Source organism: Nonomuraea rhodomycinica (genome assembly GCF_013363995.1).
GTDB lineage: Bacteria > Actinomycetota > Actinomycetes > Streptosporangiales > Streptosporangiaceae > Nonomuraea > Nonomuraea rhodomycinica.
Genome location: NZ_JABWGO010000025.1, coordinates 1 through 21191, shown reverse-complemented (window position 1 = coordinate 21191; position 21191 = coordinate 1). Strand labels below are relative to the sequence as shown.

15 protein-coding genes are annotated in these 21191 nt (G+C 71.4%); 9 read left to right on the top strand and 6 right to left on the bottom strand.

Going from position 1 to position 21191, the window contains the following annotated elements; genetic code table 11:
• Positions 1–107 precede the first annotated feature (107 nt).
• Complete coding sequence (locus HT134_RS44120; protein ID WP_175606475.1) at positions 108–1745, bottom strand: peptide ABC transporter substrate-binding protein; 1638 nt, start codon at positions 1743–1745, stop codon at positions 108–110.
• 469 nt (positions 1746–2214) lie between these two features.
• Between HT134_RS44120 and HT134_RS44115 the strand changes: the two genes are divergently transcribed.
• The 3 genes from HT134_RS44115 to HT134_RS44105 all read left to right on the top strand — a co-directional run bounded on the left by HT134_RS44115 (position 2215) and on the right by HT134_RS44105 (position 4372).
• The gene (locus HT134_RS44115) at positions 2215–3144 is read left to right on the top strand and encodes an ABC transporter permease (RefSeq protein WP_175606474.1); all 930 of its coding nucleotides are present in this window, start codon (positions 2215–2217) and stop codon (positions 3142–3144) included.
• Positions 3137–4033: an ABC transporter ATP-binding protein gene (locus HT134_RS44110; RefSeq protein WP_175606473.1), complete on the top strand. Its 897-nt coding sequence runs from the start codon at positions 3137–3139 to the stop codon at positions 4031–4033. Before HT134_RS44115 ends, HT134_RS44110 begins: the two co-directional genes overlap by 8 nt.
• Positions 4034–4198: 165 nt before the next feature.
• Positions 4199–4372 (top strand): hypothetical protein, encoded by a 174-nt coding sequence (locus tag HT134_RS44105; RefSeq protein ID WP_175606472.1) that lies wholly within the window; start codon positions 4199–4201, stop codon positions 4370–4372.
• Positions 4373–4783: 411 nt separating this feature from the next.
• Here HT134_RS44105 and HT134_RS44100 read toward each other — a convergent pair whose 3' ends face one another.
• Positions 4784–6364 carry a hypothetical protein gene (locus tag HT134_RS44100; protein WP_175606471.1) on the bottom strand — a complete coding sequence of 527 codons (1581 nt, stop codon included), beginning with the start codon at positions 6362–6364 and terminating at the stop codon, positions 4784–4786.
• A 447-nt stretch (positions 6365–6811) separates the two neighbouring features.
• Entirely contained in the window at positions 6812–8146 is a 1335-nt protein-coding gene (locus HT134_RS44095) for a KamA family radical SAM protein (protein WP_175606470.1), read from the bottom strand.
• 179 nt (positions 8147–8325) lie between these two features.
• On the opposite strand from HT134_RS44095, the gene HT134_RS44090 reads away from it, so the two are divergent.
• The 5 genes from HT134_RS44090 to HT134_RS44070 all read left to right on the top strand — a co-directional run bounded on the left by HT134_RS44090 (position 8326) and on the right by HT134_RS44070 (position 15710).
• Positions 8326–8883: a DUF1707 SHOCT-like domain-containing protein gene (locus HT134_RS44090; RefSeq protein ID WP_312888913.1), complete on the top strand. Its 558-nt coding sequence runs from the start codon at positions 8326–8328 to the stop codon at positions 8881–8883.
• A gap of 191 nt (positions 8884–9074) precedes the next feature.
• The gene (plsX, locus tag HT134_RS44085) at positions 9075–10094 is read left to right on the top strand and encodes a phosphate acyltransferase PlsX (protein WP_312888912.1); all 1020 of its coding nucleotides are present in this window, start codon (positions 9075–9077) and stop codon (positions 10092–10094) included.
• Between the two features lie 43 nt (positions 10095–10137).
• Entirely contained in the window at positions 10138–12546 is a 2409-nt protein-coding gene (locus HT134_RS44080; protein ID WP_175606469.1) for an HAD-IC family P-type ATPase, read from the top strand.
• Positions 12543–14270 carry an arginine--tRNA ligase gene (argS, locus tag HT134_RS44075; protein WP_175606468.1) on the top strand — a complete coding sequence of 576 codons (1728 nt, stop codon included), beginning with the start codon at positions 12543–12545 and terminating at the stop codon, positions 14268–14270. Before HT134_RS44080 ends, argS begins: the two co-directional genes overlap by 4 nt.
• Positions 14271–14378: 108 nt before the next feature.
• The gene (locus tag HT134_RS44070) at positions 14379–15710 is read left to right on the top strand and encodes a hypothetical protein (RefSeq protein WP_246366605.1); all 1332 of its coding nucleotides are present in this window, start codon (positions 14379–14381) and stop codon (positions 15708–15710) included.
• A gap of 876 nt (positions 15711–16586) precedes the next feature.
• Here HT134_RS44070 and HT134_RS44065 read toward each other — a convergent pair.
• The 3 genes from HT134_RS44065 to HT134_RS47980 all read right to left on the bottom strand — a co-directional run bounded on the left by HT134_RS44065 (position 16587) and on the right by HT134_RS47980 (position 20131).
• Entirely contained in the window at positions 16587–16967 is a 381-nt protein-coding gene (locus tag HT134_RS44065; RefSeq protein WP_175595813.1) for a cell division protein SepF, read from the bottom strand.
• 1203 nt (positions 16968–18170) lie between these two features.
• The gene (locus tag HT134_RS44060) at positions 18171–18818 is read right to left on the bottom strand and encodes a response regulator (protein ID WP_175606467.1); all 648 of its coding nucleotides are present in this window, start codon (positions 18816–18818) and stop codon (positions 18171–18173) included.
• The gene (locus HT134_RS47980; RefSeq protein WP_175606466.1) at positions 18815–20131 is read right to left on the bottom strand and encodes a sensor histidine kinase; all 1317 of its coding nucleotides are present in this window, start codon (positions 20129–20131) and stop codon (positions 18815–18817) included. The genes HT134_RS44060 and HT134_RS47980 overlap by 4 nt, the downstream gene beginning before the upstream one ends.
• 369 nt (positions 20132–20500) lie before the next feature.
• Between HT134_RS47980 and HT134_RS44050 the strand changes: the two genes are divergently transcribed.
• Positions 20501–20914: a hypothetical protein gene (locus HT134_RS44050; RefSeq protein WP_175606465.1), complete on the top strand. Its 414-nt coding sequence runs from the start codon at positions 20501–20503 to the stop codon at positions 20912–20914.
• The last annotated feature ends 277 nt before the right edge of the window (positions 20915–21191 follow it).

Here is a 21191-nt window from a genome sequence, read left to right as displayed (position 1 = left end):
TGTTTCCCGGTGGGGGGGGGGGGGGGGGGGGGGGGGGGGGGGGGGGGGGGGGGGGGGGGCCGGGGGGGGGGGGGGGGGGGGGCCCCCCCCGCCCCCGGGAACAAGCGTCAGGCCTTCTCGACGTCGGCCCACTCAACCTGGTTGAGCAGGTTGATCTTGACGTTCTTCACCTTGGTCGAGTATCCCGAGTTGTTCCGGTAGAAGTACACCGGGATGTACGGCATCTCCTTGATGAGGATGTCGTCGGCCGCCTGGTACTCCTTCAGGCTCTCCTCCGGGGTCGCCGCCTGGTCGCCCTTGGCGACCGTCGCGTCGAACTCCTTGTTGGAGTAGCCCGCGTAGTTCGAGCCGGTCTTGATGGCGCCGGTCGAGAAGATCGGCGTCAGGTAGTTCTCGGGGGACGGGTAGTCGATCGCCCAGCCCATCCGGAACATGCCCTTGTACTTCTTGGCGTCCAGGTCGTCCAGGATGTTGGCGAACTTCTCGAACGGCTTGACCGTCACCTCGACGCCGAGGTTGGCGCGGAGGTTGTTGGCGACGGCCTCGATCCACTCCTTGTGACCACCGTCGGCGTTGTAGCCGAGCTCCAGCTTGGCCGGACCCTTGGCCGCGGCGTACTGCTCCTTGGCCTTGCCCGGGTCGTAGGCGCAGGCGGTGCAGGCGCCCTGGCGGTAGCCGTCGATGGCCGGGTTGATGAAGTCGTCGGCCGGCGCACGGGTGCCGGAGAAGACCGTCTCGGCGATGGTCTTCCGGTCGATGGCCATGGAGATGGCCTCGCGGACCTTGACGTCCTTGTACTCGTCGTTGTACTGCAGCGGGAAGCCGATGTAGCCGATGCCGGCGTCCGGCTGGTCCTGGTAGCGGTCGCCGAGCGCGGTCTTGGCGCTGGCGATCGCCGACGCGGGCAGCGAGTCGTGGATGTCGACGTTGTCGGCCTGCAGGTCGTTGTAGGCCGTCTCCGAGCTGTTGTAGAGCTTGAACTGGAGCTTGGTCCAGCCGGTCGGCTTCTTGCCCGGGTACTTGTCGTACACCGTCAGGTCGATGGTCTGGTCGGTGCCCTTCTTGTAGGGCTTGTCCAGCTTGAACAGACCCTGACCGATGGGCTTCTCGCCGTACTCGGCCGTCACCTTGCCGTCGGCGCCGAAGGCGGCCTTGGGCAGCGGGTAGAACGCGGTGTAGCCGAGCATGGTCTTGAACTGCGAGAACGGCGCGCTCAGCGTGACCTCGAGGGTGGTGTCGTCCACCGCCTTGAGGCCCTTCATCTCCTTGGTGGTGACCGGCTTGCCCTCACCCGGGTTGAGGTCGGCGTAGCCCTCGACGCGGCCGAAGAAGTAGCCCGCGCCCTGCGCGTTCTCCTGGTTGGCCGCGTAGTTCCAGGCGTCCACGTAGTTCTGAGCGACCACGGGCTCGCCGTTGTGCCAGGTGTAGCCCGGCTTGAGCTTGATCGTCCAGACCTTGTTGTCCTTGGTGTCGATCGACTCCGCCGCGCCCATGACGACCTGCTTGTTCTCGTCATAGTTCACCAGCGGCTCGAAGACCGCCGCGAGCGCCTCGGCGCCCTCGGACTCCGTGGTGTTCGAAGGGACCAGCAGGTTCTGCGGCTCGCCGAGCTCCATGCGAACCGGCGTGTCGCCGCCCGATCCGGAGGTGCCGGTCGAGGTGCCGCCGCCGCCACCACACGCGGCAACCGCGAGGGCCAGCAGCGCGGTACCGGCGACGATCTGTGCGCCCTTAGTAACACGCATGGTAAGAAGATTCCTCCCTCTACAGGTGGGCGTAAGCGCTGAGCTGCGATGATCGTGAGCAGCCTGACGGGGGGTTAGGTAATCCCCCGGGTTTGGCTGACATGGTCAAACCAGCCGACGCCCTGCCAGTCGATCGCGACTATCCCTCACTACGTGCCACCAGCGAGTCTCTGGCGCGTTGCAGTTCGGTCACACGTGCGCCTATCCAGCGTCACAGTCATTCGGTACAGACGGAACATAAGCTCCCATTACCGTCAGATGGCCCTACGACTGGACACGGACAGTCGAGCAAAAATACCTCTTACCGAATCGTGCTCGCGCCCTTGCCCGCCACGCGCCGGGTCACTGGGCTACGGTTGTTCGGGTCTTGGCCGCGCCTTGGAACCGGGCGCTCCGGGACTTCGTCCAACTGTCTGCCGCGCACCGGCGCGGCAGCCCCCACCGACCGGGATCCAATAGAGTCCTTGCCATGAGTCAGCCGGAATCCGCTGTGGCGGACGCCCAGGCGGGCGGCCGAGGCGGGCAGGAGCCGCTGGCCAAGCTCGCCGCGAGATACGGGCTTCGCCGTGCCATCGCGCGGCCGAGGTTTCCTGTCTACGTGCGCCAGCTCTGGGAGCGGCGGCACTTCATCCTGACCTACGCCACCTCCCGCAACGTCTCGAAGTACTCCAGCTCCGCCCTGGGCCAGCTCTGGCAGGTCCTCACCCCGCTGCTCAACGCCGCCATCTACTACGTGATGTTCGGCCTCGTGCTCGGCGGCAAGGGGCACATCCACAACTATCCCGCGTTCCTGCTGACCGGGATGTTCGTCTTCACCTACACCCAGCGGTCGGTCACCGCGGGAGCCAAGTCGATCTCCGGCAACCTCTCGCTCATCCGCGCGCTGCACTTCCCCAGGGCCTCGCTGCCCCTGGCCTACACCATCCAGGAGCTGCAGCAGCTCGCCATCTCCATGGGCGTGCTCCTCGTGATCGTGCTCATCACCGGCGAGCCCATCGCGCTGACCTGGCTGCTGGTGCCGGTCGTCCTGCTGCTCCAGACGCTCTTCAACGTGGGCGCCGGCCTGGTGATGGCGCGGCTGGGCGCCTCCATGCGCGACCTCAACCAGCTCCTGCCGTTCATCACCCGCACCTGGCTGTACGCCTCGGGCGTCTTCTTCTCCATCCAGGAGAAGGTCGTGGGCACCGCCCACCTGCCCCAGTCGGTGGCCGACGTCATGTACTACGCCAACCCCGCCGCCTCCTACATCGAGGCCATGCGCGACATCCTCATCACGAGCGACGGGGGGCACACTCCGCCGGATTCGGTGTGGATATCCTGCGTATTCTGGGCGGTGTTCGCACTGTGCTTCGGCTTCTGGTACTTCTGGCGGGCCGAGGAGAGGTACGGGCGTGGCTGAACTTACCGAGGAGCTGTCACTGGTGAAGGCCGAGGAGCCCGCCGTCGCCGGCACGGACGGCAAGGCGAAGGCGCAGCCGAAGCCGGCCGCGGTTTCGGCCGCGCAGCCGAAGCCGGCCGCCACCCCGCCTCTCGACGTTCCCACCGGCACGCCCACCGTCATCGTCGACGACCTGCACATCATCTACCGGGTGTACGGCGCGGCCTCCGACGTCGAGAAGGGCAACGCGGTCAACGCCCTCACGCGCATCCTGAGGCGCCAGGGTCGGCCGCAGATGAAGGAGGTCCACGCCGTCAAGGGCGTCTCCTTCGTGGCCTACCACGGCGACGCCATCGGCATCGTGGGGCGCAACGGCTCGGGCAAGTCCACGCTGCTGCGCGCCATCGCCGGGCTCCTGCCGCCCCACTCGGGCGCCGTCTACACCGACGGTCAGCCGTCGCTGCTCGGCGTCAACGCGGCGCTCATGCGTGAGCTCACCGGTGAGCGCAACATCGTGCTCGGCTGCTACGCCATGGGCATGACGCCGGCCGAGGTCAAGGAGAAGTACCAGGAGATCGTCGACTTCTCCGGCATCGACGAGTTCGTCCAGCTGCCGATGTCCACGTACTCCTCCGGCATGGGCGCCCGTCTGCGCTTCGCCATCTCCTCGGCCAAGACCCACGACGTGCTGCTCATCGACGAGGCGCTGGCCACCGGCGACCGCGAGTTCCGCAAGAAGAGCGAGCAGCGCATCAGGAAGATCCGCGAGGAGGCCGGCACGGTCTTCCTCGTCGCCCACGACCTGCGGGTCATCGAGGAGACCTGCAACCGGGTCATCTGGCTGCACAAGGGCAAGATCAAGATGGACGGCGACCCCAAGGAAGTGCTCGCCGCCTACAACAAGGGCTGAGCCGCAGCGAGGGGCGAGCGCCCGAACCCCCGACCACCTGGCCGCCGGCGCGTACGACACGCCCGGCGGCTTCGTCGTGCGCCTGCGACACGAGGGGCGAACGCCTGACAGCGTGACCTGCGTTCCGGTATGATTCGAACGTTGTTTCGATATGACGAGGCGCGGATGGAAGGGAACGGGGGCGCGATGGGAGAGCTGTCGGCCGCGATCGACCACCTGGCCGTCGAGGACGTCACACAGATCCCGAGGATGGAGCTGGCCGAGCAGCTCCTCGAGTTGCACTGGCAGATGGCCCGCCTCCAGGCCCAGATCGCCCGCCGCACCGGCGTCCGCGTCTGAAGCGTCGCCCCCTGCCCAGGGCTCGGCAGGGGGCGACCTCACGTTCCATCGGCCGTGGCGTCCATCGGCCACCACAGACGCGCAGAGGGCCGGGCGCCGCCGTGTGGCCTCTTCCGGGCTCCACGACCCTCAGGCGCGCGATCAGCGGCACGCGTCGGCCGCCGGGAGCCGGACATGGGAGAGCCGCCGGTCCCTGGTCGAGGGACCGGCGGCGGGCTGCGCCTCTCACCGGGGTCGCCGCCCTGCAGTGGCGGCGCGGCTCCTGAGGCGTGATCCGGGCGCGGGCGCGTCCGCCCGGCCCGCGCCGTTCCACCGGCTCACGAGAGGGGCCGTACGAGCACCGGCACCAAGGCGCTCGTCCACTCCCTGTCACAGATCACCGGTGGGCACGGCGGGCGGCTGCCCGGGTCGTCAGGTCAGCCGCGTGCCCGGCATCACGGTGCCCGAGGCGAGACCGCGCGACAGCGGAGAGCCGGACACCACGGCCCCCGGGGTCACGCCCTGCGCCAGCGGACCGCTCGGCACGATCCCGCGCGCCACCGTCGCGTTCGGCACCACACTGCCCGGGGTGACGCCGCGCGCCAGCGTGTTGCCCGACATCACACCGCCCGGGGTGATGCCGCGCACCGCCGTGCCGCCGGGGAGCCCACCGCTCTGCGCCGGCGCCACAGCGCCGGGAGCGACCCCGCGCGCGGCCCTGGAGGCCGTGCCGCCCTGGGCTGAGCCGCGCGCCCGCGTACCGGCCGGCGCCGCGTCACCGCGCGCCATCGGCACCCTCCGCGCGACAGCCCCCTGAGCCGGAGCCCACGGCGCCATGCCACCCTGCGCGAACGGGACACCCTGCGCCGCACCACCCTGCGCGAACGGGACGCTCGGAGAGACAGCGCCCTGCGCGAACGGGACACTCTGCCCGACGCCGCCCTGCGCGAACGGGACGCTCGGAGAGACACCGCCCTGGGCCGGAGCGACGACCGGCGCGCCATGCTGCGCGACCCCACGGGCCGCCGTCTGGGCCGCGCCGCGGGCGACCGCCGGGGCCCCGCCACGGGCCGCCGTCCCGGCCACACTGCGGGCGACGGCCGGGGCCGCGCCGTGAGCCGCCGTCCCGGCCGCGCCGCGGCCCGCCGTGCGGGTGGCGGCGTTGCGCGTGACGGCCCCGGAGCGGGGCAGGCTCCGTGCGGTGGCGCCCTCCCGCATGCCCCGGGACAGGGCGTCATCCAGTGTCCGCCCCGCCGGGACGCTCAGGATCGGGTCCTCGGCCAGGTCGGGACGGCTGGGCTCGACGAAGCGGCGCTCCCAGTTCTCGCGGGACTCGCGGGGGTGGCGGGACCCGCGCCGTCCCCTGCCGTCGTCGCGGGAGCCCGAGGCCCGCCGGCCCGTACCGGCCCTGCGTCCGTTGCGGCGACCGTCGCGGTCGGCGGCGGCGGCGTTCCGCGCGCCGCCCTGGCGTCCGCCCGCCCGGGCGTTCCCCTCACCGCGCGGGTCCGGCGAGGCGGGCCGGACGACGCCCGGCACCGCGGGGCGCGGCGTCCGGTCCACGGGCAGGCCGGCGCCGAGCGTACGAGCCCCCGGAACCTCGGCGCCGGACACCCCCGTGCCCGGAGCAACCGGAGCCACCGGAGCGACAGGGGCGGCAGGGGCGATCGGGGCGACGGCGTCGACCGGCGTGCCCTGCTCCTCCGCCCCCGGCGTCCCCGCTCCCGGCACGTCGGCGCCCGCGACGGGCCCTCCCGGCGTGTCGGCGCGCAGGGTCCGGCCCGCCACGGCGTCCCGGCCGACCGCCGCGTCGTCCAGCGCCCCGGCGACCGGCATCCCGGCGACCGGAGGCGTCACGCCCGGAGCGCCCGGAACGCCCGGAGCGACCGGCGCGCCCGGCCCGGTCGTGAGCGGTCTGGTGGAGCGGTGCGCCTGCGCGTGGGCCGGCGGGACGGTGAGGGCCGCCGCCAGCCCGAGTGACGCGACGGCGACAGCCGTCTTGACTACACGATTCATGATTGCCTTCCCGGCTCGTGATCGATCGCTCTCGCATGCGGAGGAGAGACGACTCGACGACCCCCCGAAAGCCGAGACGAGCACGCGGTGGGCACCACACGCGGCGCGCCGCCCGGCTGGGCTACTGAACGTAGTTGTACCACCGCGCTCAGTGGTCCGCTGGGCGGGTCAACGGCCCTTCAAGAGGCCGGGGAGATCCGGGACGAGGCCGGTGAACGGCGGGGTGAATGGGCGGCATGTCGGGACACGAGGGTGGGGCGTTCCCGGGCATTCGCCGCCCGCTCCCCGAGCGCGCCGACGGCCCGCGGACGACGAACGGCAAGGACGAATGCCGCGGGCCGGGCGCGCAGATTTTCCGGTAGCCGGATGCTCGCTTGACCGCCCCGACCGGACGGGCCCGCCGGGAGGCGGACCCGCCGGAAGGGCGGGCGAGTCAGCCGGACCCGCTCAGACGGCCACCAGAGCCTCTTCCGCGACCTCTTCCGCCGCGGGCTCGAACGGGAACCGGTCGGCGAAGGCCGGGCGCAGGTCGCCCAGCCACACCGCCGTGGGGTCGTAGTGGGCGAAGAACGGCCGCCCGACCAGGGAGGGGTCGCGGGCCTGGATGAGGTGGAGCACGAAGACCCGCTGGCCGGCGATCTCCGTGACCCCGTCGACGCACACCTTGCCCGGCGTGGCCGACATGGACGGTCCCCGCACGGTGCGGCACAGCCCGGAGACCGACGCGTACGCGTCCCTGAACACCTCGTGGGCCCGCGCCAGCGGCACCGCGAAGTAGTCCTGCGGGCCCGTGTCCCGCTCGACGAACATGTAGTACGGGATCATCCCCATCCGCAGCTGCCGGCGCCACATGGCCGACCACAGCGCCGGGTCGTCGTTGATGGAGCGGATCAGCGGCGCCTGCGTCCGGATGGTGGCGCCGGTGCCCAGGATGCGCCGGACCGCGGCCTCGACCAGCGGCGGCTCCAGCTCGCGCGGGTGGGTGAAGTGGGCCATGAAGGCGAGGTTCTTGCCGGCCGCCCCCACCCGCTCGAACAGCTCCAGCGTGGAGTCCGCGTCGGGATCGGTGGTGAAGCGCTGCGGCCAGTACGCGAGCGACTTGGTGCCGATGCGGATCGATTCGAGCTGGTCCAGGGCGAGCAGCGGCTCCAGGTAGCGCCGGAGCACCGGCTCACCCATGATCATGGCGTCGCCGCCGGTGATGAGCACGCTGGTGACCTCGGGGTGCCGGCGGATGTAGCGCACCATCTGCTCGACGTCGTCGGAGGCGAACTTGAGGTCGGCGTCGCCGACGAACTGCGCCCACCGGAAGCAGTACGTGCAGTAGGCGTGGCAGGTCTGCCCCTGCTTGGGGAAGATCAGGACGGTCTCGGGGTACTTGTGCTGGAGTCCCGGCACCGGTTCGTCGTCGAGCCGGGGGACGTTCAGCTCCATCTGCCCGGCGGGGTGGGGGTTGAGGCGGGCGCGGACCCGGTTGGCCTCGGCGAGGAGCTCGGCGGTCGGGGCCTCCGCCTTGAGCAGGTCGGCCAGCCGGGCGACGTCGGCGGCGGGCAGCATGTCCGCCTGGGGGAAGACCAGTCTGTACAGGGGGTCGTCGGGCGCGGCCGACCAGTCGATGAGCTCGTCCACGACGTAGGCGTTGGTGCGGAACGGGAGCACCGTGGCCACGGCGCGCACCCGCAGCCGCTCGTCGTCGTCGAGCCCGGCCCGGAGAAGGAGGTCGTCGAGATGCTTGGACGTGTACGCCCGGAAGCGTCGTGTGCCGGCCTGGTTCAAGATCACTAGGCGTTTCCCCTCATTTTTGTTCGTGCGGCGGTAAACCTGAAGCCACTGTCGCGCGTCTGTGGCCTTTATATCCGGACGTTGGTAACCCGGGATTCGGTTCCGCCGAGTCGAGGGTGGATTTCCGCGACCCCGCGCGACATCTCGCGACATATCGCGTTCGGAGCTACACTGGCGCCGTGACCCACGATCCCGCGCTGCGCGCCTCCGACACCGACCGCGACCGCGTGGCCGCCGTGCTGGGCGAGGCGCTCGCCACCGGCCGGCTCACCAGCGTCGAGCACGCGGACCGCCTCGAGGCCGCCTACACGGCCAAGACCGTCGGCGAGCTCGTCCCCCTGACCACCGACCTGCCGGACGTGACGGCCTCCCGTCCACCCGAGACCGTCGAGCAGCAGACGATCCGCTCCACGTTCAGCAAGATCATCCGCAAGGGCCGCTGGGTCGCCTCCCGGCACACCACGCTGGCCGTGACCTTCGGCGCGATGATCGTCGACCTGTCCGAGGCCGTGCTGCCCGGCCGCGAGGTCACGCTGGAGTGCACCGCCCGCTTCTCCAAGCTCATCGTCCGCGTCCCGGACAACGCCCACGTGATCGACGAGGGCGGCTCCACGTTCGGCAAGCGCGACGTGACCGGCGGCTCGGCCGGCGACGGGCCGCTCATCCGCATCACCGGCGTGTCGATGTTCTCCAAGGTGATCGTGTCCCGCGGCATCACCGACTGGAACCTGCGCTGACCCGGCGCCGGCCCGGCGCCGGGCCGGCGTTCACCCCGCGCGCCTCTCCCGGCGGACCGGCCACCGGCGCCACCGGCTAGCCTGGCAAGCGTCCCGCCTGCGGCGCGATTTCGCCGTGCAGCCGCCGACCCATCCCTGGGCCGGCGTTCGGCGACCTTTCGGCGGGCACGCAGCCCGTACGAGGTGACCCAGTGTCCGACAGCAAGCCGATCGCGCTCGACGCCATGGGCGGCGACCACGCCCCCCACGAGATCGTCGCGGGAGCGGTGCACGCCGTGCGCGAGCGCGGGCTGCAGGTCGTGCTGGTCGGGCCGCCACGGATCCTGTACGAGGCCCTCGCCGACCACGACGCCACCAACGAGATCCCCATCGTGCGGGCCGAGGAGTTCCTCGCGATGGACGAGGGCGCCCTGGCCAGCCTGCGCCGCCCCCGTTCGAGCATCGCCATCGCCTGCCACCTCGTACGGCGGGGCGACGCCTCGGCCGTGGTGTCGGCCGGTTCGACCGCCGGCATCGTCGCCACCGGCAGGCTCCGCCTCAAGCCCCAGCAGGGCGTCCTGCGGCCCGCGATCGCCGTCGCCCTGCCCACCCGCCCCCACCCGACCCTGCTCGTGGACGCCGGGGCCAACGCCGACGCCAAGCCGGAGATGCTGGTGCAGTTCGCCCACCTCGGCACCGCGTACGCGGAGCTGGCCCACGGCCTCGCCCAGCCGAAGGTCGGCCTGCTCACCATCGGCGCCGAGGCCGAGAAGGGCAACAAGCTGGTCAAACGCGCCCACGAGCTGCTCCAGAACGCCCCCGGCCTGCGCTTCACCGGCAACGTCGAGGGCCACGACCTGCTCACCGGCGCCGTGGACGTGATCACCTCCGACGGCTTCACCGGCAACGTGGCGCTCAAGACCATGGAGGGCGCCGTCCGCTACGCCTTCCACCAGCTCGGCGAGGCGATCAGCGAGAGCCCGGCCGCCCGCGTCGGAGCGTTCCTGCAACGCTCGCGCATCCGCGAGCTGCGCCACCGCCTCGACGCCGAGGCCCACGGCGGCGCCGTCCTGCTCGGTCTCAACGGCACCGTGGTGATCGCGCACGGGTCGTCCAGAGCCCCGGGCGTCAGCGCCGCCTGCGCACTCGCGGCGGACCTGTCGTCAGGCGGCATCGTGACCCGCGTCGGCGACCGGATCGCCGCCCTTCCCCGATCACACAGGCTCTGGTGAACCCGTAGTCTTTGGCGCATCCACACACGAACCGGGGGGACGCGTGCAAGGGCTCACCGCGGCACAGGCCGCCCAGGCGAAGCGGAACGTCGTCCCGCGCCGGTCCAGCCGGTCCTTCGGCGCCATCATCAGGGCCAACGTCTTCACGCTGTTCAACCTGGTGATCGGCGTGCTGTGGGCGCTCATCCTGATCTTCGGCCAGTGGCAGGACGGCCTGTTCGGCCTGGTCATCGTGGCCAACTCGCTGATCGGCATCGTCCAGGAGTGGCGCGCCAAGCGCACCCTCGACCGCCTGGCCGTCATCAACGAGGCGCCCGTCAGGGTCCGCCGCGACGGCCGCGACCAGGAGATCCACCCGCAGGACGTGGTGCTCGGCGACCTCGTCCTGCTCGGCTCCGGCGACCGGCTGCTCGTGGACGGCGAGGTCGTCGAGTCCGACGGCCTGGAGATCGACGAGTCGCTGCTGACCGGCGAGGCCGACCCCGTGCACAAGCGGCCCGGCGACCGGGTGCTGTCGGGCAGCTTCGCCGTCGCGGGCTCCGGCGCGTTCGTCGCCACCCACGTCGGCACCGACGCCTACGCCGTGCGCCTCGCCGAGGAGGCCAGCAAGTTCCACCTCGCCCACTCCGAGCTGCGCCAGGGCATCGCCAACTTCATCAAGTACGTCACCTGGCTGGTCATCCCGATCGGCGCGCTGCTGATCTACAGCCAGCTGCGCAACTCGGCCGACTTCGGCACCGCCATCACCGGGGCGGTCGCCGGCATCGTCACCATGATCCCCGAAGGTCTGGTGCTGATGACCTCCATCGCCTTCGCCGTCGGCGTCGTACGGCTGGGCCGGCGCAAGTGCCTGGTCCAGGAGCTGCCCGCGATCGAGGGCCTGGCCCGCGTCGACGTGCTCTGCCTGGACAAGACCGGCACGCTCACGGCGGGCGGCATGGACCTCGACGAGGTGCTGCCGATCGGCGCCGGGCAGCGGACCGGGCAGGGCGACGGGCAGGGCGACGGGCAGGGCGACGGACAGGGCGACGGCCAGGGCGACGGCCAGGGCGACGGACAGGGCGACCGGGGGGCCGTGGACGAGGCGCTGGCCGCCCTGGCCAACCTCGACCAGCGGCCCAACGCCACCGCCCAGGCCGTGCAGGTGCGCTATCCCGCGATGCCCGCCGGGTGGGCGGCCACCGCGAGCGTGCCGTTCTCCTCGGCCCGCAAGTGGAGCGGCGCCGACTTCGGCGAGCACGGCGCGTGGCTGCTCGGCGCCCCCGACGTGCTGCTCGACGGCGGCGACGGCTACGACCGGGCCGCGGCGCTCGCCTCCACCGGGGCCCGCGTGCTCGCGCTGTGCCGCACCGGCGACCTGGCCGCCGCCGAGCGGGGCGACCCGGACACCAGCGTCGAGTGCGTCGCGCTCGTCACGCTCAAGCAGCGCATCCGCCCCGACGCCCACGAGACCCTCGGCTACTTCGCCCGCCAGGGCGTCGCCGTCAAGGTCATCTCCGGCGACAACCCCGAGGCCGTGTCGGCCATCGCCACCGGCCTCGGCATCCCCGACGGTCACCGGGCCGTCGACGCCCGCACCCTGCCCGAGGACGACCCCGACAAGCTCGCCGACATGCTGGCCGCCAACACCGTCTTCGGCCGCGTCACCCCGCGGCAGAAGCGGCTGTTCGTCAGCGCGCTCCAGTCCCGCGGCCACACCGTCGCCATGACCGGCGACGGCGTCAACGACGTGCTCGCGCTCAAGGACGCCGACCTCGGCATCGCGATGGGCGCGGGCAGCCCCGCCACCAAGGCCGTCGCCCAGGTGGTGCTGCTCGACAACGCCTTCGCCACGCTCCCCCACGTGGTCGGCGAGGGCCGCAGGGTGCTGGCCAACATCGAGCGCGTCTCCAACCTGTTCCTCACCAAGACCTTCTACGCGATCGTGCTGTCGCTGCTGACCGGCGTCATGGGGCTCATGTTCCCGTTCGCCCCCCGGCACTCCACGCTGGTCAACGCGCTGACCATCGGCATCCCCGCGTTCTTCCTCGCCCTCGCGCCCACGCTGGAGCGCTCGCGCCCCGGGTTCGTGCCCCGGGTGCTGCGCTTCGCCGTACCCGCCGGGGTGCTCTGCGCGGCCGCGGTGCTGCTGTCGTTCTGGGCCGCGCACAGCGGCACCTCCACCCTGAACCAGGACCGCACCTCCGCGGTGATCACCCTGTTCCTGACCACCTGGTGGGTGCTCGTGCTCATCGCCCGCCCGCTCACCTGGTGGCGGGTGGGCCTGGTCGGCGCCATGGCGGTGCTGTTCGGGGTGGCGCTGTCCATCCCGTTCGTGCGCGAGTTCTTCGCCCTGGAGCCCGGCGACCTCAGCAACGACCTGACCGCCGTGGGCATCGCCGTGGTCGCCTCCGCGGTGATCACCGTCGCGATCAGACTCACGCTCAGGCTCGCCGGTACCCTTAGACCATGACCGACCCGCAGATGGTGCTCACCGACCGCGTCCAGCAGGCGCTGGCCGCGGCGTTCGGCGCCGAGCACGCCGACGCAGACCCGCTGATCCGGCCGTCCCAGTTCGCCGACTTCCAGGCGAACGTCGCGATGAGCCTGGCCAAGCGCCTGCGACGGTCCCCGCGGGAGGTCGCCGAGGCCCTCGCCGCCGAGCTGGCCGACTTCCCCGGCACGGTCGAGGTCAGCGGCCCCGGGTTCCTCAACATCACGCTCGACGACACCTGGATCGCCGGCGAGGCCGGCCGCATGCTGGAGGACGCGCGGCTCGGCGTCGGCACGGTCACGCCCGCGCAGACCGTCGTCATCGACTACTCCGCGCCCAACGCGGCCAAGGAGATGCACGTCGGCCACCTGCGCACCACGATCGTCGGCGACTCGCTGGCCCGGGTCCACGAGCACCTCGGCAACACCGTCATCCGGCAGAACCACCTGGGCGACTGGGGCACCCCGTTCGGCATGCTCATCGAGCACCTGCTCGACATCGGCGAGCCGGCCGCGGTCGCGCAGCTCGAAGCCGGCATGGGCACCGAGTACTACCAGGCCGCGCGGCAGAAGTTCGACGGCGACGAGGCGTTCAAGACCCGCTCGCGCGCGCGGGTGACCACGCTCCAGTCGGGCGACCCCGAGACGCTGCGGCTGTGGCACGTCTTCATGGACGCCACCGTCCGCTACTTCAACAAGATCTACGGCATGCTCGGCGTCACCCTGACCGACGCCGACATCGCCGGTGAGAGCATGTACAACCCCATGCTCCAGAAGACCTGCGACGACCTGGAGGCGGCCGGGGTCGCGGTGCTGAGCGAGGGCGCGCTGTGCGTCTTCCCGCCCGGCTTCACCGGCTCCGACGACAAGCCGCTGCCGCTCATCGTCCGCAAGAGCGACGGCGGCTACGGCTACGCCTCCACCGACATGGCGGCCATCCGCTACCGCGTCCACGACCTCAAGGCCGACCGCATCCTCTACGTCGTGGGCGCCGACCAGGCCCTGCACTTCCGCATGGTGTTCGCCGCCGCGCGGCAGGCCGGCTGGCTGCCCGACACCGTCTCGGCCGAGCACGTCCAGATCGGCATGATGCTCGGCAAGGACGGCCGCCGCTTCAAGACCCGCTCCGGCGAGTCCGTCAAGCTGGCCGACCTGCTGCAGGAGGCGGTCGACCGCGCCTCCGTGGTCATCGCCGACCGCGACTACGACGAGGAGACGCGCGCCGAGATCGCCCACGCCGTCGGCATGGGCGCGGTCAAGTACGCCGACCTGTCGATCAGCCACGACAGCGAGTACGTCTTCGACTTCGACCGCATGCTCGGCCTGACCGGCAACACCGCCCCGTACCTCCAGTACGCCCAGGCCCGCATCCGGTCCATCTTCCGCCGGGGCGGCGTCGACCCGGCCGACGCCACCGGCCCGATCGTCCTCGGCCACCCGGCCGAGCGGGCGCTGGCGCTCCAGCTCCTCGGGTTCGGAGCCGTCGTCGAGAAGGTGGCCGAGACGACCGAGCCGCACCGGCTGTGCGCGTTCATCTACGCCACCGCCACCGCCTTCACCACCTTCTTCGAGGAGTGCCCGGTGCTGAAGGAGGGCGTCGACGCCGACACGCGCGCCTCGCGGCTCGCGCTGTGCGCCCTGACGCTCGGCGTGCTGGAGACCGGGCTCGGCCTGCTGGGGGTCCCGGTCCCCGAGCGCATGTGACAGCCGACGTGCCGATCGACGTGGGCGCGCCTCCCCAGGGTTGGCGCGCCCCCCGGTTACGCTTTACGCGGTCATGAACCGAGGCCGAAATTGGGGGAGTTCTCTGCCTTGAGCACGGATCTGACTGCCGGCCCCCAAGCCGCGGCGGAGCTGAGACGCTACGCCGAAGCGCTGCTGGCTCACCTGGCCGCCAACGGCACCGCGCCCCCCACCGCGCCCGGCTTCGCCGACATCCCCGGCAACTGGCTGCCGCCGGCCGTCCAGGCGCTGGTGGCGATCCTCGCCGGCGACGACCCGCTGGAGCCGCTGAGCAGGGCCGCCGGCCGCGACCAGCAGCGCACGGCGCTGTTCCTCTGCCTGGCCCTGGCCGTCGCGGGCCACGGCAGCCGCATCCACGCGTCGTGGCTCGGCACCGCCTTCGGCGACCTGTCCGTCGAGCAGCCCGTCACCCACGGGCAGCGCTCCCTGTGGCTGGCCGCCGCCCGCGGCGCCTTCGGCCCCGCCGGCAAGATCTTCGTGCTGCGCAAGCTCGACGCGCTGGCCATACCCGACCATGCCGACCACCGGCAGTGGGTGCAGGCGCTCGTCCCCGGCGAACCCGCCGTGGTCGTGCCCGTGTCGCTGGTCGACTTCCCCGAGATGGCCGAGATCCCCGAGCTGGCGCGACCGGCGCAGGCCGCCGCCCGCCTGGCGCGGCTGCGCGCCCGCTGCACCGAGATCACCTCGGCCCGGCAGGCCGACCACGACGCCGCGACCCCGCTCACCAACAGCGCCGCCAGCCCCGTCACCTCGTGGGCCGAGGACGAGCCGCTCGCCGTGCTCCGCTCCCTCGTCGGCCTCGGCGGCCCCGCCGGGCCCATGGCGTCGCTGACCACGCACCTGCTCGACGACCTGCGTCCCGGCGCCGACCCGCACCTCGCGGCGATCGCGCTGCACGTGGCCGCTCCGGTGCTGCGCGGAGTCGCCGAGGAACTGGAGGCCGACAGCCGCCTGGAGCCGCCCGAGACGGTCACCGTGCCGCTGCTCGGCCACCCCATCGTGCTGCGCCCCGAGGGGGCCGACCCGGCGTCCATGGCCGCGGCGGAGAGCGCCATCGCGGCCGAGGGCACGCTGCCGCGCCGCCGTCCGTGGGAGGCCATCGGCCTGATCATCGCCGGCGTCGGCTGCGTGCTGGGAGCCCTGCCGTTCGGGTGGCCGCTCGTCGTGCTGGGGGTGGCCCTCATGGGGCTGGCGGGGTGGCGCCTGTGGCGGCGCCGTGCCGCCATCGAGTCGGACGCCCGGTACGTGACGGCACGCATCGCCGAGCTCAAGGAGCTGGCGGACGGGGCGGTGTGGGCGCTGCACGCGTACGCCCGCGAGGCGGAGGCACGCGCCAAGCAGGCCGCCGACGACTCGACCGAGCTGACCCGGCTGATCCGACGCGGCCCACGCGCCGCATAGGAATCCGGACCACCCGCAGGACGCCCGCTGTGCTCAGGACGCCGCACCGCACACAGGGCGCCCGCTGTGTTCAGGACGTCGCACTACGCTCAGGACCTTGCGCCGCACTCAGGACGGCGCGTCCCGCTCAGGACCCCTGGCCATGCTCAAGAAGCGCGCACCACGCTCAGAACGCCGCACCACGCTCATGACCTCACGCCCTACTCAGGACGCCGGGCCACGCTCAAGTCGCCGGGACCGGCCGGACCGGCCCTCTGTGGCGCGCCCTCCGGCTCATCTCGCGTCCTCAGGAGGACCTCCGGGTCTCTCCCCGCGTCGTCGAAGTGGTGTGGTGCGGCACTGGACGCGTTCTCAGGCTCGTGTCCGCATCTGAGGCGATGCCGCGCGTCCGGGATTCGGTACGCATCTGAGGCCCGGCATGCCTCGCAGCCGTCCGAGGCGGCTGTCGCCGGGCCGTGAAACCGCCCGAGGCGGCTCTGCGCCGGGCCGTGAAGCCGTCCCCAGCGGCTCCACGCGGCTCCACGCGGCTTCATGTGGCCTCACGCAGGTTCCACCCGGTCCACCCCGGGACATGAAGCCGTCTGACGCTCCTACGCCGCCGAAAAGAGCCCTGCGGAACTCCCGCACTGGGACCTCCGCTCACTCGTCCACGCCCTCGGACGATCCCGGAGCCCAGGTCCACCCAAAGGCCGGGTCTACCCCGAGCCCGGGTGTACCCGGCACGCAGGTGTACCGGAGGGGCTCAGGCGTGCCCGAGGCGTGCGGCAGGAGCCAGGCGCGTGTCGGAAGGAATGTCCGGACTCCCGGTCTCCGCGCGCTGGACCATAGGAGCGGTCCACACGCGCTCGGACGTCATCTCATTCCGTTCCGCACACGCTAGGAGGTCTCGATCTCCACGTGCGCCGGCGCGAGCAGGAACACCCGGTCGGCGATGCGCTCGATCCGGCCCTCGCAGCCGTAGGCCAGACCGGCCGCGAAGTCCACCATCCGGGTCGCCTCGGGCATCGGCATGCCCGTCACGTCCATGATCACCGTCTGACCGTCACGGAAGTGCTGACCGATCATCGGCGCGTCGTTGTACTTGAGCGGCTGGACCATCACGATTCGCGACGGGTCAACCGTCGACCGCCACCTTCTGGCCGCCCTCTCCGACGCCGGCATGTACTCCTCTTCGTACTGCTCGTCGTCGTAGTGGTCGTCGTACTGGTCGACCCCGCCCAGGCCAAGGTAGTTCACCACCTTGCGCACAGCCCCCATCGGCTTGTCCTTTCCTTCAGGAACTCACCGTAATCGGCACGTCCCTACACATTGGACGGTAACCGACGATTCCGCGTTCGCCATGCGACACGCCCACGACCAATTCCATTTTGTACGGCAAGCGGCCAGGTTTCACCCGGATATCTCTCCCCCGTAGGCTTCGAGTCATGCGTCGGTCGCCACTGTAGACGCCTTCACCGACACTTCTTTCCCCCGGTAATCCTGCCGTGGTCCGCCGCGCGGAGTCAGCCGCTCCCCGCGCATGGACGCAGGCAGCGGAGCCTCACATGTCTTAGATGCCCCCGTGGCCGGATTGGTTCAGGTGGTTCTCGACCTCGGTCGAGACGCCCCAACGCTATTCGCACGGCACGGGACGCGGAGGGGGCGAATTCACCACCGCCGACCGAACGCCCACAGTGAATCGCACGGCCAGTTTCATGATCACAATGGATTTTCCGGCCGAGGAAGTGAGAGTGGCCACAGTTCCGTCCGGACGGGAAAAAGCCCTCCACAGCGGCGTCGTCGCGATGCATGGGAGCAATCGCGACCTCCCCGCCGAACTCCTCCCGCACCGCCCGCTCCGGCCGCACTCCGAGGAGGCGCCCACCCGGGTGGCGTGACTCCGGTGCCGCTCCGCTACCCGCGTTTTCACGGTTCGAACGACCTGGAACCGGATCACGGAGCGTCACACTCCGCAGGAGACCGTGCGACGTGCCGGGCCGGCCGTGGACCGAGTCCACCGGGCCGGTCACGCGGTGACGGTCCTGACGGGGGAGCTCCATATCTAGTACGTCGTTCCCCTCTTCTCTCAGCCGTACACCTGTGAATCCCAAGACTCCGCAAGCTCTCCTGACTCGTACCGTCCCCTCACTCATGCAGACGAGCCGACGACCCAGCGGAGTTCCCCCGTGCTTCGCCGCCCGTACCGGCGGCTCAGCAGCGAGACACTCACCTGCGACGACGTACGGGCTCGTGCAGAACGAGGCATTGCGGACACCTCCGAGGGTTCGGTGTGCTTATGGGTCTATTCGTACCGTTGCGCGATTGCGGATGGGTTGACACCGACTTGCGCCCCCGCCCAAGCGCGGAGCGCCCCCCTGGACGAGGGCCCTGCACGACCGCTTCAGCCGATGCCGCGACGGACGCCCGGAGACGGCATGCGACAGCAGCCTTGTCGGCGGGCGTCCATCGGGCGGCAGCCGGTCAGCTCTGCCCTGCCAGGCCGCTCTCGTAGGCGATGATGGCGAGCTGGGTGCGGTCGCGGGCCGGGAGCTTCGCGAGCAGCCTGCTGACGTACGTACGGGCTGTGTCGGGGCTGATGAACAGTTCGGCGGCGATCTCCTGATTGTTCAGCCCGCGACCGATGGCGGCCAGCACCTCGCGCTCACGGCCGGACAGCCCCTCCACCAGCTCCGGCCGGCTCCGGCCGCGCGCCGAGGCGGCCGCCCGCATCACCTTCCCGGTGATCGACGGCGCGAGCAGCGACTGGCCGTCGGCCACGAGCCGGATGGCGCCGCGCAGTTCTTCCGGTCGGACGTCCTTGAGCAGGTAACCGGACGCGCCGGCGCGGATCGCGTCGAAGACGTTCTCGTCCTCGTCGAAGGTGGTCAGCACGACGACCCTGACGCCGTCGAGCTCGCCGGCGACGCGCCGGGTCGCGGCGATGCCGTCGAGCACGGGCATCCGGATGTCCATGAGCACGACGTCGGGGCGGTGCGCACGAGCGGCGGCGACCGCCGCCTGACCGTCACCCGCCTCGGCGACGACGGTGATGTCGCCGTCGCGCTCGGCCAGCGCGCGCAGACCCGACCGCAGCAGCGGCTCGTCCTCGGCGATGACCACCCTGATCACGCCCGCTCCTCCGACGCCGGAGGCAGCGGCGCGTTCGCCGCCTCATCCTTCGCCAGGCCGAACCCGGCGGTCACGCGGCCCTCCTCCAGCGGGGACGGCCGCTGCGCCACCGGCTCCTCACCGGCCGGCGGCAGCCTCTCCTCCGGTGGAAGGGGCAACCTCGCGGTCACCGTCGTCCCGGACGGCGATCGGCTCGTGGTCAGGACGCCGCCCAGCAGGGTCGCTCGCTCTAGCATCCCGGCCACGCCCCTGCCTCCTCCCGTGCGGAGAGCGGCCGAGCCCTTGCCGTCGTCCGCGACGGTCACGTACAGGGCGTCGCCCTCGATCCGAGTGGTGATGGCGACACAGGTGGCCTCAGCGTGCTTGATCACGTTCGTCACGGCCTCCTGGGCGATGCGGTGGGCCGCGGTCGCGATCGTGGGGGGCACGCGAGACGCCTCGGCGTCCAGTTCCGCCCGCGTGGTGAGCCCGGCGCGCCGGGCCGACTCCACGACCGTCCGGATGCCTTCCAGGCCGTGAGGCGCGAGGTCGCGCCGGCGCCGCCGCTCCGGGGAGGACAGCATGGACACGGTCGTGCGCAGCTCGCGCAGGGATCGGGACGTGGCGTCCACCACGTTGGCGAGTGAACGGACCGCCGCCTCGTCGTCGCGGCCGACGGCCTCGCGGGCGACGTTGGCGTGCACGGTGACGATCGCCAGCGCGTGCCCGATCGTGTCGTGCAGGTCACGGGCGATGCCGAGCCGCTCCTCCTGCATGGCCTGTTCGGCGCGGTGGCGTCCGCGCTCGCGCTCCAGGGCGATGATGCGCTGCTGCTGTTCGTGGAGCTGACGGCGGCCCCGCACCGTGGACGCGAGCGCGATGGCGCATCCGATGAGAGCCGCGTTGGTCAACAGGTCATAGCTGAGGACGTCACCCTGCTCGTGCTCGTTGACGACGCGGAAGAACGCCGACACACCCAGCAGCACCAGCCCTCCGCCCAGCGGCCACCGGATGTCGCGGCGTTCGGCCGCGAAGTACAAGGCGGCCGCCGCGGGGACGGCCATGCCGATGGGCGGATGGTCCAGGGCGTAGTAGAGGAAGACGCCGAGTACGGTCACCACGAGGACCGAGAGCGGCGCCACCCGGTGGGCGAGCAGGACGAGGCCGAACCCGCACGCGAAGGCGTACGCTCCCCACCCGTGGTAGCCGCTGCTCGGGGCGCCCGCGGCGATGACGAACGAGACCGCGACCGCCTGACCGACGGCCACCAGGGCCAGGACCACTCCTTCGGGGACGCCGTCCGCGTCCCACCGCCGCCTTTCCTGTTGGAGCATGCCTCGCCCTCTGCTCTCGCCCTTCTCTTGTCTGCTCTTCTCTGTGTCCCGCTTCTCGCCTGCGCCCGTTCGCCGAGTCAGGCGTGCGGCTGGTCGGTTGCGCTCTCCCGTGTGCGAAGGCCGGATTCCGGGCCCGATGCTCGGTCTTCGGGCTCAGCGTGTGGATGGTCGGCCTCCGGACTCAGCGTGCGGGTGGTCGGGTCCGGAATCGGTGTGCCGATATCAGGTCTCCGGTCCCAGTCTGCGGTCTCGTGAGCCGCCGGATGCACGGAACCGCATGGATGTCGCTTCTCGACGTACAAGCGGGGCCGGAAGATGACTCCTGCGGGGCGATGTGGGGGAAGGCGGCGCATCCGTACGTTCGACCACATGACAGCGAACACACCTTCCGCGCCGGGCAGCCGGCCGGAGTCGCCTCTTCACTCGGTCAACTGGCCGCTCGTCGTCGGGCTGGCCGCCATCGCGTTCGTCCGGCCGTTGTTCTCCATCGTCGGTCTGTCGGACGCGCTGGGCAAGCCGGCGACGCCCATCGTGCTGACGGTGGTGATCTCCCTGGCGTGGATCCTCATCGTGGGCCTGACCCGGGTACGGCGCCCGGTGCTGACGCCGACGCTCGCCGGAGCCGTCTATGGACTGTTCGCCATCGCGACCAGCGGTCTGCTGCTGCGGGGGATTCCCGTGGCCGTCTTCGGCAGCACGTCGATCCTCATCACCAACCTGGTGTGGGGAACGGCCTGTGGTCTGCTCGCCCTACTCCTGCAACGGCTGCGCGGGGTGCGTTGATCCTCCCCAGCAGTGAAAGAACTCCTCGCTGAATTCCAGCCGCTCGCATTGTTGAAGGAAGAGACGGCCCTCTAGCGGTGGCGGGGAGCCGGCGTCGCCTCACGGCGAGGGAAGCCTGCGCTTCCCTCGCGATCCGTCCGTGTCCCGAAAATGCGAGAAGGGGCCCACACGAACCCGGCATCAAGCCAGGCCCGCATGAACCCCTTCTCAAAAGATTGTCCGGCGGTGACCTACTCTCCCACACCCTCCCGAGTGCAGTACCATCGGCGCTGGGAAG